The sequence below is a fragment of the Nonomuraea sp. NPDC048882 genome, from assembly GCF_040649755.1.
GTDB lineage: Bacteria > Actinomycetota > Actinomycetes > Streptosporangiales > Streptosporangiaceae > Nonomuraea > Nonomuraea maheshkhaliensis.
This window is the reverse complement of record NZ_JBEZGB010000022.1, coordinates 35,610-46,178: the sequence shown is the minus strand read 5'-3', so window position 1 is coordinate 46,178 and position 10,569 is coordinate 35,610. Positions and strand designations below refer to the sequence as shown.

The following is a 10,569-nucleotide window of genomic DNA, read 5'->3' as shown; positions in this document are numbered from 1 at the left end:
ATGCATATTAGGTAGGAAAAGTCGCATTCCTCCTGGAAGTGCCGCTGATCATGGGGCGGCGCCCCAGCCGCCGGTGCGGTGGTGTCAGCGGATCACTCGGAAGTGGTGGGTTCCGTCCCGTTCGAGCTGCTCCACCAGGCCGAACTCCCACTCCAGGTACGCCTCCATAGCCGCCCGGCTGTTGTCCGTGCCCTCGTACGGGCGCCGGTATCGGTCGGCCGGGGCCACCGCGTAGCGCGTCTGGTCCGACTCCAGAGGCCCGGCGGTGCGCCAGGCCGCCGTGCCCCCGTCCAGGCTGAACACCGGCGCGGACGTGAGCCGGCTCAGGTCCGCCGCGGCGAAGCGGGCCAGCCGGCCGGTCTGCGAGGTGACGACGTACCTGGTGGCGGCGTGCCTGGTGGCGGGGCCGATCGTGCCGAGCGCGGCGGGCAGCCGGGCCCGGGCGGCGTGCCAGGCGCCGGGGACATGTCCGGCGGTGTAGTCCCGGCTGGGCCCGACGTCGATGACAACCGTGGCGGCCGGACCGGAGCCAAGCTGATCGATGACGGCCGGACCGGCGGCGAGCCAGGTGCGCAGGGTGGCCGCGTCGACCGTGCCGACCTGCGGCGGATCCGGAACGGGATGCGGTTCCGTGCCCCGCCGGACCAGGTCACCGGGGCCGGCGGGGCTGATCGCCCAGGTCTCCCAGCCCATCTGGGCCAGCCACGACCCGGTCATCGCGGCGCGGACCCCGTCATCGTCGATCAGGACGATCCGGGCCCCGCGCACCGGCGCGTAGTGGTCGGTCTCCTGGACGAGCTGCCCGCCGGGAGCAGGAAAAGAGCCGTCCAGGTGGCCGGCGGCGAACTCGGTCGCAGAACGCACGTCGAAGACGTACGTGGTGCGGTCGGGCTCGTACAGACCGGGCAGGTCGCTCGTACGGATGAATCGGACGCCGGCCCGCCGGGCGACGGCGTGGGCGCCCGAGCGGGCGAGGGCGTGATGGGGCTCCGCCACGGTGGCCGGGGCTGTGCCGGTGGCTCCGTGATCGAGCCGCTGACCGGCCAGCGTCCAGCCGATGGTGCCGTTGCGCAGTGCCGCCACCGGGTTGGGCAGGCCGGCGTTGATCAGCGACTGCGCGCCGATGATGCTGCGCGTACGCCCCGCGCAGTTCACCACGACGGGCGTGGCGGGATCGGGAGCGAGCTCACGAATGCGCAGCACCAGCTCCGCACCCGGCACGCTGGTGGCGGTCGGGATGCTCATGGTGTGGAACTCGTCGAACCGGCGCGCGTCCACGATCACAGGAGGCGTGCCGGCGTCGATCAGCGCCCCCACCTGCTGGGCGGTCAGCGACGGGGTGCGGCTGACCGACTCGACCAGCTCGCCGAACGCCTTGCTGGGCACGTTGACGTCCTGGAAGAGCTCGCCACCCGCCGCGATCCAGCCGCCGAGCCCGTCCAGCAGCGGGCGCGCCTGGGTGTACCCGAGCCGGCGCAGCACGTCGATCGCCCGGTGCGCGGGCGCGTCCGCGTCGCCGTAGACGACGACGGGGGTGTCCCGGCGGGGGATGCGCCGCCAGGCGTCCAGTTCCAGCAGGGAGAGGGGGAAGTTGGCCGCCCACAGCGGATGGCCTTGCGCGTACGCGGCCTCTTCGCGTACGTCGGCGATGACGACCTCGTCGCGGCGCAGCAGCAACGCGCGGACTTGAAAAGCGGTAAACCCCATCGACCGGCTCAGCGGAGCTCGACGCCGGACCAGTCGAGCCCGTCGAGGTTGACCACGATCGCCTCCTGGGTCGTGCGGGCGATGACGACGACGGCCTCGGTCTCCGGGTCGGGGTTCTCCTCGCGGTGCGGGACGAACGGCGGCACGAAGACGTAGTCGCCGGGACCGGTCTCGACCCGATGCTCCACCGGCTCGTCGCCCTCCACGTCGAGGAAGACGAAGACGGGATGCCCGGACACGACGTAGATCGCGGTCTCCGACGCCCCGTGGTGGTGGTCGCCGGACGCCGTCGAGGCGGCGACGTGCGTCTGCCCCATCCAGAGGTTCCGCGCGCCGACCGTCTTGCCGCTGATCGCCTCGACCCGCGTCATCCCCGAGGTCTGCGAGGTCTGCCCGATCAGGCCGTTCGGCGCGACGTGGTGCAGGGTCCGGTGGAACGGGTCGATGCCTGCGGGCACGAGGACGCCGCTCGGCGTACGGACGAAAAGTGCGTCGGACGGCTGAACGGGCATCATGCTCCTTTGGCGAGGACGAGATCGTGGGACGGCACCTTGGTCAGGACCGGCGCCGAGAGGAGAGCGCGCAGTGTGTCCGACGCGCGTTCGGAGACCGCCGGCGCGACCCCCTGACGGGTCCACAACGCCAGCGGCAGCGGGCTCGGCCGGGGCAGGTCGTCGCGGGGCACGAGGCCGGCCGGGGTCTGCCCGAGGGTGGCCAGCAGCGCCACGCCCGCGCCCGCGCTGACGGCGGCCTGCACCCCGGCCAGCTGGTTGGCCTCGGCGGCGATGGCGACCGGGATCGAGTGGTGCGCCAAGGTCACGAGGGCCCGGTCGCGCAGGGCGCAGGGGTCGTCGAAGGCGACGACCGGAAGAGGCTCACCCCGCCTGGGCGCCGTCCACCCGGGAGCGGAGTACCAGGTGAGGGCCAGGTCGCCGACCGGCGTGGCGCGCGGATCGTCGGCTGGGCCGATGAGCAGGGCCAGGTCGATGCGTCCCGTCGCGAAGCTCTCGCGGAGCTTGGTCCCGCGGTCGATCCGGAACTTGACTCCGTAACGAGGCGCGAGCGCGGTCGCCAGGTGCGGCAGCAGCTGGGCCGCGGCGTGCTCGGTCGACCCGATGACGATCGTCCCGCGCGCCTCGTGGCCGAAGCTGCGCAGCCCTTCGTCGTGCAGCGCCAGGAGGTTGCGCGCCAGGCCGAGCAGCTTCTCGCCGTCGGCGGTGAACCGGGAGCCGCGGCCGCGCCGCTCCACCAGCGGGCGGCCGATCGCGGACTCCAGCCGGCGCACGTGCTGGCTCACCGCGCCCTGGCTGAGGTGCAGGGCGTCGGCGGCCCGCTGGAAGCCACCGGCGTCGGCGACAGCGACGAAGCTGCGCAACGGAGCGATGTCCAGCGTACGGTTCATGTTCCGAAGTATACCTATTATTCCTACCTGATGTAAGGGTATTTATCACGTGACGTGATGAGCGGTGATTAGAAAGCGTCGTTGGACAGTCCGGCGGGCGACGCCGCAGGCTGACGAGTGTGCACCGGCCGGCCGTCGGCGGCGGTGTGACCTCCGTGCCCACCGAATCCGTGCCCACCCAAAGTGCCCACCCAAAGTGCCCACCCAAAGTGCCCACCCAAAGTGCCCACCCAAAGTGCCCACCCAAAGTGCCCACCCAAAGTGCCCACCGAGAGCGGCCGACGCGGCCTCAGTCCACACGTTGAAAGGTTCGCACATTGTCGATCCAGATCCTGGGGATGGTCTCGACCACCTACGGCTCGGAAAGCGCCGGTTGGCGGGGACCCGTCGTCGACCCCGGCTACCTCGCCGACTTCGCCCGCGCCCACGAGGAGGCCGGTTTCGACCGCGCGCTCATCGCGCACAGCGCCAGCTCGCCCGAGGGCTTCGCCGCCGCCGCCCACGTGCTCTACAGCACCGAACGCCTGGGCGTGCTCATCGCCCAGCGGCCCGGATTCATCCAGCCCACCCTGACCGCCCGTAAGCTGGCCACGCTGGACAATCTCACCGGCGCGGGCCGCGTGGCCATCCACCACATCACCGGCGGCAGCGACACCGACCAGCGGCGCGACGGGGACTTCCAGGACAAGCAGGCGCGCTACCGGCGTACCGCCGAGTTCATCGACGTGCTCAGGCGCACCCTCACCTCCGACGAGCCCTTCGACCACGAGGGCGAGTTCTATCGCTTCGAGGGCGCGTTCAGCTCGGTCAAGCCTCGGGGAGAGGTGCCGATCTTCTTCGGCGGGCAGTCCGACGACGCGATCAGGGTGGGCGGCCGCTGGGCCGACGTCTACGCCCTGTGGGGCGAGCCCCTGGCGCAGACGCGCGAACGCATCGACGTGATCCGCGCCGAGGCCGCGCGGCACGGCCGCGAGATCGGCTTCTCCCTGTCCGTACGCCCGATCGTGGCCGAGACCGAGGACGCCGCCTGGGAGAAGGCCGACGGCATCCGCCGCGCCTTCGAGGACAACCTCACCCAGAAGGGCAACGCGGCCTGGCGGATCGGCCGCGGCGAGAACACCGCGGTCGGCGCCAAGCGCCTGAAGGACGAGGCGGACGAGAAGCTCGTGCACGACGAGCGGCTCTGGTTCGGCGTCACCCAGCTGACCGACGGCGGCGGCAACTCCACCGCCCTCGTCGGCACGCCCCAGCAGGTCGCCGACGCGCTGCTGAACTACTACGACCTCGGCATCCGTACCTTCCTCATCCGCGGCTTCGACCCGCTGGCGGACGTGCGCGAGTGGGGCAGGGAACTCGTCCCGCTGCTGCGCGCCGGCGCCGCGGCCCGCGAGCAGGCGCCCATCGCCGCTGGGCAGGGCCGATGAACGTCAGAAAGGCCGCCGGCGTCGTCGGCGTGGTGGCGCTGCTGCTGGCCGGCTGCGCCTCCCGGGCGTCCGTCGGCGGCGCGGCCTCCTCCGACGGCACCGCCGTGGCCGCCGCCGATCAGCGCGGCGACACCCTGACCTGGGGCTGGTCGCTGCCGTCCACCTGGGACCCGGTGACCTCCGCCGTGGGCAACGACGTCCACGCGCTGACCCTCGTCTACGAGGGCGTCACCGAGGTGGACGAGAAGGGCGAGGCCAAGCCCGGTCTGGCCGAGTCGTGGACGTACGCCAAGGACGGCCGTTCGGTCACCTTCCACCTCCGGCCCGGCCTGACCTTCTCCGACGGCACGAAGCTCGACGCCGCCGCCGTCAAGGCCAGCCTGGAACGCGGCAAGACCGCGAAGGACTCGACGATCGCGCCGCAACTGGTCACGGTCGAGCGCATCACCGCCGACGGCGCCACCGACGTGACGCTGCACCTCACCCAGGTGGACTACCAGATCCCGCTGCTGCTGTCGGGCAAGACGGGGCAGATCGTCAGCCCGGCGGCGGCGAAGGACCCCGCCAAGCTGGCCACCCAGCCCGTCGGCGCCGGCCCGTTCATCCTGGAGACCTACGTGCCCGGGTCGCAGGCGACGCTGGTGAAGAACCCCGCCTTCTGGAACGCGGGCCAGATCCTCGTCGACAACTTCGTGCTCAAGCCGACCCCCGACCCGTCCGTCGCGGTGGCGGGGCTCAACTCGGGTCAGTACGACGTCGCGGACCTCACCGCGTCGCAGGTCGGCGGGGTCGAGGCGGCCGGATTCCCGGTCGTGGCGACCGACGTGCTGCCGGTGCGCGTGCTCGACGTGAACAACACCGTCAAGCCGTTCGACAACCCCAAGGTCGTCCAGGCGATCAGTACGGCGATCGACCGGCAGGCACTGGTCAAGGCGGCCAACTTCGGCTACGGGCAGCCGGTCTGGCAGCCGTTCCCCAAGGGCTACGTCGCCCACGACCCGGAGCTCGACAACCTGCACCCGCACGACGTGGCCGCCGCGAAGCGGCTGCTGGCCGAGGCGGGATATCCGGACGGCGTGGACGTCCAGCTCGCGCTGGGCAAGGCGGACGACCCGGTCGGCGAGCTGATCCAGCAACAGCTGAACGCGGCCGGCATCCGCACGACGCTCACCGTCCTGACGCCGGGCGTCAACAACTACATCACCCGCAGGTACCCGTTCGTGCTCGACCAGTTCAACGCCCGCCAGTCGCCGGTCCAGGCGCTGCAGGTCCTGTTCGGCGCGCAGGGCCTGATGAACCTGGGCAAGACCACTCCCGAGGCACTGCCCGGCGCGGTCGCGAAGGCGAGCGGCCACCCGCTGACCGACCCCGCCTACCCGGCGGCGATCCAGAACGCCACCAAGATCGCCGTGACGAACATGCCGAACGTGTTCCTGTTCACGGTGACGCGCTTCGCCGCGCACAGCCCCAAGGTGCACGGCCTGCGGAACTGGGTGGACATCCAGCGCTTCGAGGGCGTCTGGGTGGAGAAGTGACCACGCTGAACGTGCGTGAGGCGCCCTTCAAGACGGTCGACGCCGGCGCGTTCGTGCTGACCACTGTCGCGCGGACTGCCGCCGCCCTCGGCCGGGCCCTGCTGATCGCGCTCCCCGTGCTGCTCGTCTCCACCTTCATCACCTTCATGCTCGGCGGGCTGACGGAGCAGGACCCCGCCTCGGTCGTGCTCGGCGACTCCGCCACCCCCGCCGACGTGGCGCGGATGCGCGAGGTGTTCGGGCTCGACCAGCCGCTGCTCGCACGCTACGCGCTGTGGTTGTGGGACGCCCTGCACGGCGACCTCGGCGCCTCCTGGTTCACCAAGATCCCCGTGGCGCAGAGCATCGCCGACCGGCTGCCGGTGAGCCTGTCCGTGGCCGCCGGGGCGCTGCTCATCGCCGTCGTGCTCGGCGGCGTCTTCGGCGTGCTCGCCGCCGTCAGGCAGGGCGGCCGGCTGGACCGCGCCGTCACGGTCGTCACCTCCGTGCTGGCGACCGTGCCCGGGTTCGTCGCCGCCATCGCCCTCATCACCGTCTTCTCGCTGCTGGTGCCGGTGCTGCCGTCGGGCGGCTGGGCGCCTCCGTCCGACGGACTGCTGACCTGGGCGAGCTTCCTCGTGCTGCCGTGCGTGGCGCTGAGCCTGGACGCCGCCGCGGACGTCGCCCGCCAGCTGCGGACCGGGCTGGCCGACACCCTGCACGAGAACTACGTCGTCGGGGCGCGGGTGCGCGGCCTGCCGGGGTGGCGCATCGTGCTCGTGCACGCCCTGCGCAACGGCGCGGGGCCCGCGGTCGCCGTGCTCGGCATGCACGTGCCCCGGCTCATCGGCGGAGCCGTCATCGTCGAGACCGTGTTCGCGCTGCCCGGCATCGGCGAGCTCACCAAGACCGCGGCGCTCGGAGGTGACGTGCCCGTCGTGCAAGGGGCCCTGCTCGTCACGATCGGCGTCGTGCTGGTCTCGTCCGCGCTCGTCAACGTCCTGCTGGTCAAGCTGCGCCCGGCCGCACGGAGGGAGATATGAGGACCATCACCGACGCCCTGCGCACCCGCGCGGGCGCCGCCGCGGCGGCCGTGCTGGCGGCCGTGCTCCTGCTCGCCGTGATCGGGCCCTTCCTCGCGCCGTACGATCCGCTGCGCAACGGCGCCGACATCCTCATGCCGCCGAGCGCGGCCCACTGGTTCGGCACCGACTACCTCGGCCGCGACGTGCTGAGCCGGGTCCTGGCGGGCGCGCCGGCGTCGGTGCTGACCGCGTTCGAGGCTGTCGGCATCGGGCTCGTCATCGGCGTCGTCCCCGGCATCACCTCCGTCTACCTGGGGCGCGTCTACGAGTGGATCACGCTGCGGGTCATGGACGGGCTCATCGCGCTGCCCTTTCTGATCTTCGCCATCGCGGTGGCCGCGCTGCTCGGCAACGCCGTCCACCAGGCGATGATCGCCGTCGGCATCCTGCTCGCGCCGTCGTTCTACCGCATCACCAGGGCCGCCGCCCTCAGCCACGCGAACGCCCAGTACGTGACCGCCGCGCAGCTGTTCGGCGCCTCGACCTGGCGGGTGCTGCGCACGCACGTGTGGTCGAAGATCCTGCCCACGCTCGTCGTGACCACCGCGAACGCCACCGCGGGCGGCCTGCTGATCGTCTCGTCGCTGACCTTCCTCGGCATCGGCGTCGTGCCGCCCGAGCCGACCTGGGGCGGCATCGTCGCCAGCGACCTCGGTTACCTGACGCAGCGGCCGTACGGGCCGGTGTTCCCGTCCCTGTTCATCATGGCCACCGTCGGCGCGCTCAACCTGCTCGCCGATGCGATCAGGGACGCCGGCGGCGACCACGGCCGCGCCCGGACGCTGAGGAGAGGAGCCGCCCGTGTCCGTCTCACCTGACGCCGCGACGGCGGTCCGCACGGTCGCGGACGCCGTGAGCGAGCCCCTGCTGTCGGTACGCGGGCTGCGCGTGAGCGTCGCCGACGGCACCGAGGTCGTCCGCGGCGTGGACCTGGACGTGCCCCGCGGCTCGGCCGTCGGGCTGGTCGGCGAGTCAGGCAGCGGCAAGACCCTGACCTGCCGCGCCGTTCTGGACCTGCTGCCCGCCGGCGTCGAGGTCACCGGCGGCCGGATCAGCCTGAGCGGCGAAGAGCTGACCGCGCTGCCGTCGGCCGGGCGAGCCCGCCTGCGCGGCACCCGTCTCGCGGCCGTCTTCCAGGACCCCGCCTCCTACCTCAACCCGTCGATCACCGTCGGGGCGCAGCTCGCCGAGGTGCTCCGCGTCAAGGTCGGGCTGGCCCGCCGGGCGGCGCGGGAGCGGGCCGTCGAGCTGCTGCACGCCATGGGGCTGCGCCGCCCCGAGCGCGTCTACGCGCAGTACCCCTTCGAGCTGTCGGGCGGGATGTTGCAGCGGGTGCTGATCGCGATGGCGATCACCGCCGAGCCCGAACTGCTGATCGCCGACGAGGCGACCACGGCCCTCGACGTGACCGTGCAGGCCGAGGTGCTGGAGCTCCTGTCCGACCTGCGCCGCGACCGTGGCCTCACGCTCATGGTCGTCTCGCACGACCTGGCCGTGATCGCGCAGATGTGCGAGAGCGTGTACGTCTTCCGCGACGGCGTCGTCGTCGAGACGGGACCCACCCGGCGGGTGCTGCGCGGGCCGCGTCATCCGTACACGCGCGAGCTGATCGCCAACCACGAGCGCTTCGGGATCGACCGGGTGCGCGAACAGGGGAGCCGCCGATGACCGCGCTGCTCGACGTCTCCGGGCTGCACGTCGCGCTCGGGCGCGGTCGCGGGCGTACCGAGATCCTGCACGGCGTCGACCTCACGGTGGCGCCGGGGGAGATCGTCGGGCTGATCGGCGAGACCGGCTCGGGGAAGACCACGCTCGCCCGCGCCGTGCTCGGGCTGGTGCGGGCGCACCGAGGCTCGATCGCGATCGACGGGCGCGAGGTGGGCGGGCTGCGCGGGGGTGCGCTGCGGGCGTTCCGCCGCGGCGGCGCCGCCCAGTACGTCTTCCAGGACCCGCTGCGCAGCCTCGACCCCGAGCGCACCGTGTCCGACACGTTGATCGAGGGGCTCGCCGTGCGCGGTGGGCGCTCCCGCGCCGAGCTGCGGGAGGCCGCACGAGAGGTGGCCCAGCTCGTCTCCCTGCCGCTCGACCTGCTGTCCCGGCACCCCGGCGAGCTGTCGGGCGGCCAGCGGCAGCGCGTCGCCATCGCCCGCGCCGTCGCCGTCGATCCGCGGCTGCTGATCTGCGACGAGCCCGTCAGCGCCCTCGACGCCTCGACCCGCATCACGATCCTCGAACTGATGCTCCGCCTGCGCGAGACCCGCGACCTCGGCGTGCTGCTGATCACGCACGACCTCGGCTCGCTCGGCGGCGTGGCCGATCAGGTCGTCGTGCTGTACCACGGGCAGGTGGTGGAGACGGGCACCACGGAGGAGATCTTCCTGGCGCCGCGACATCCGTACACCCGCCTGCTCGTGGCGTCCGTGCCGTCGATCGGGGATGCGCGACCGCCGGATCCCGAGCTGCGCCGGGCCCTGCGCGCCGAAGTGCGCGGCCTCACCGCCCACCCTTGAACTCCTGGAGCATGACATGACGCAGATCACCGACTTCCACGCTCCCGCCCGGCTGCGGACCAGAGGCACGGTCGTCATCGTGCCGGGCCGCGGCGAGACGGCGGCGACGTACGCGCGGTTCGGCGCGCGGCTCGCCTACGACGCCTACCGGGTCCGGATCGCAGCCCTGCCACCTGCCGACGAGTCCTTCCTGGACGCCCTCGCCCGGGGGTTGGCCGAGGCCGTCGAGGAGGTCGCGGCCGAGACGCCGGACGGGCTGCCACGACCGTTGGTGCTGGTGGGTTCCGACCTGGGCGCCGCAGGAGTCGCCGCCCTGCTCGCCACGGCCTCCACCACAGCCGCCTCGACGGCGGGGTGGTGGCCGCAGGCGGTCGTGCTGGCCGGGCTGCCCGGCAGCGGTTCGCGGGCCGGCGGCGGGTGGGAGGACGAGCTCGACCTCCGCACCTCCTGCCCCACGCATCGCGGCGTCCTGACCGGCGACACCGCCGTGGAGCGCGGCATGCTGGCCGGTGCCGTGCCCCAGGACCTGCTCGACGCGGCGTACGCGAACACCGCCGACCTCCCGCACCTGCTCCTGGTCGGCGACGCCGATCCGCTGGCGGACCGGGACGCGGTCGCGCGGGCGGCCAAGACCCTGCCGCGCGCACGGCTCAGTGTCGTGCGCGGCGCCCACCACGACGTGCTCAACGACCTGCAGCACCGCTCGGTGGCCGCTGAAGTGGTCACCTTCCTGGAAGCCCTGCGCGACGGGCTGACGCCGGCCGTCACCGTGGAGGCCAGCGCCTGGTGAGCGTTCTACTCCTTTCGCGGTAGAACGTACGGCGAATGGTGCAAGGGAAGGTGACGATCAACGGATGACGCGCTCCCGCCTCGGCCCGGCCTAGCGTTTCTCCCCGAGACAGCCGGACGAGAACCGAAGGAGTTCGC

General features: G+C 72.5%; 10 protein-coding genes. 7 read left to right on the top strand and 3 right to left on the bottom strand.

Annotated features, from left to right (window positions below; genetic code table 11):
• Nucleotides 1–84: 84 nt before the first annotated feature.
• From AB0C27_RS47800 to AB0C27_RS47790, 3 genes are read right to left on the bottom strand one after another with little or no spacing between them, the layout of a single operon-like run.
• Complete coding sequence (locus tag AB0C27_RS47800) at nt 85–1,707, bottom strand: rhodanese-like domain-containing protein (RefSeq protein ID WP_357860031.1); 1,623 nt, start codon at nt 1,705–1,707, stop codon at nt 85–87.
• 8 nt (nt 1,708–1,715) lie between these two features.
• A complete protein-coding gene (locus AB0C27_RS47795) occupies nt 1,716–2,222 on the bottom strand; it encodes a cupin domain-containing protein (protein WP_357860028.1) in 507 nt (168 codons plus the stop codon).
• The gene (locus AB0C27_RS47790) at nt 2,219–3,109 is read right to left on the bottom strand and encodes a LysR family transcriptional regulator (protein ID WP_357860025.1); all 891 of its coding nucleotides are present in this window, start codon (nt 3,107–3,109) and stop codon (nt 2,219–2,221) included. The genes AB0C27_RS47795 and AB0C27_RS47790 overlap by 4 nt, the downstream gene beginning before the upstream one ends.
• A gap of 317 nt (nt 3,110–3,426) precedes the next feature.
• Between AB0C27_RS47790 and AB0C27_RS47785 the strand changes: the two genes are divergently transcribed.
• The 7 genes from AB0C27_RS47785 to AB0C27_RS47755 are packed head-to-tail and all read left to right on the top strand — an operon-like array spanning nt 3,427 to nt 10,432.
• Entirely contained in the window at nt 3,427–4,533 is a 1,107-nt protein-coding gene (locus AB0C27_RS47785; RefSeq protein ID WP_357860022.1) for an LLM class flavin-dependent oxidoreductase, read from the top strand.
• Nucleotides 4,530–6,068: an ABC transporter substrate-binding protein gene (locus AB0C27_RS47780; protein ID WP_357860019.1), complete on the top strand. Its 1,539-nt coding sequence runs from the start codon at nt 4,530–4,532 to the stop codon at nt 6,066–6,068. The genes AB0C27_RS47785 and AB0C27_RS47780 overlap by 4 nt, the downstream gene beginning before the upstream one ends.
• The gene (locus AB0C27_RS47775; RefSeq protein ID WP_357860016.1) at nt 6,065–7,090 is read left to right on the top strand and encodes an ABC transporter permease; all 1,026 of its coding nucleotides are present in this window, start codon (nt 6,065–6,067) and stop codon (nt 7,088–7,090) included. The genes AB0C27_RS47780 and AB0C27_RS47775 overlap by 4 nt, the downstream gene beginning before the upstream one ends.
• Nucleotides 7,087–7,950, top strand: a complete 864-nt coding sequence (locus AB0C27_RS47770) for an ABC transporter permease (protein WP_357860013.1) — start codon at nt 7,087–7,089, stop codon at nt 7,948–7,950. Before AB0C27_RS47775 ends, AB0C27_RS47770 begins: the two co-directional genes overlap by 4 nt.
• Nucleotides 7,934–8,800: an ABC transporter ATP-binding protein gene (locus tag AB0C27_RS47765; RefSeq protein WP_357860011.1), complete on the top strand. Its 867-nt coding sequence runs from the start codon at nt 7,934–7,936 to the stop codon at nt 8,798–8,800. The genes AB0C27_RS47770 and AB0C27_RS47765 overlap by 17 nt, the downstream gene beginning before the upstream one ends.
• Nucleotides 8,797–9,642 carry an ABC transporter ATP-binding protein gene (locus AB0C27_RS47760; RefSeq protein WP_357860008.1) on the top strand — a complete coding sequence of 282 codons (846 nt, stop codon included), beginning with the start codon at nt 8,797–8,799 and terminating at the stop codon, nt 9,640–9,642. Before AB0C27_RS47765 ends, AB0C27_RS47760 begins: the two co-directional genes overlap by 4 nt.
• A gap of 16 nt (nt 9,643–9,658) precedes the next feature.
• Nucleotides 9,659–10,432: a hypothetical protein gene (locus tag AB0C27_RS47755; protein ID WP_357860005.1), complete on the top strand. Its 774-nt coding sequence runs from the start codon at nt 9,659–9,661 to the stop codon at nt 10,430–10,432.
• The last annotated feature ends 137 nt before the right edge of the window (nt 10,433–10,569 follow it).

Excerpts from the sequence above, each read along its gene's own strand:
- AB0C27_RS47800 (WP_357860031.1), bottom strand. The coding sequence starts at position 1,707 with ATGGGGTTTACCGCTTTTCAAGTCCGCGCGTTGCTGCTGCGCCGCGAC.
- AB0C27_RS47760 (WP_357860008.1), top strand. The coding sequence starts at position 8,797 with ATGACCGCGCTGCTCGACGTCTCCGGGCTGCACGTCGCGCTCGGGCGC.
- AB0C27_RS47795 (WP_357860028.1), bottom strand. The coding sequence starts at position 2,222 with ATGATGCCCGTTCAGCCGTCCGACGCACTTTTCGTCCGTACGCCGAGC.
- AB0C27_RS47770 (WP_357860013.1), top strand. The coding sequence starts at position 7,087 with ATGAGGACCATCACCGACGCCCTGCGCACCCGCGCGGGCGCCGCCGCG.
- AB0C27_RS47755 (WP_357860005.1), top strand. The coding sequence starts at position 9,659 with ATGACGCAGATCACCGACTTCCACGCTCCCGCCCGGCTGCGGACCAGA.
- AB0C27_RS47780 (WP_357860019.1), top strand. The coding sequence starts at position 4,530 with ATGAACGTCAGAAAGGCCGCCGGCGTCGTCGGCGTGGTGGCGCTGCTG.
- AB0C27_RS47790 (WP_357860025.1), bottom strand. The coding sequence starts at position 3,109 with ATGAACCGTACGCTGGACATCGCTCCGTTGCGCAGCTTCGTCGCTGTC.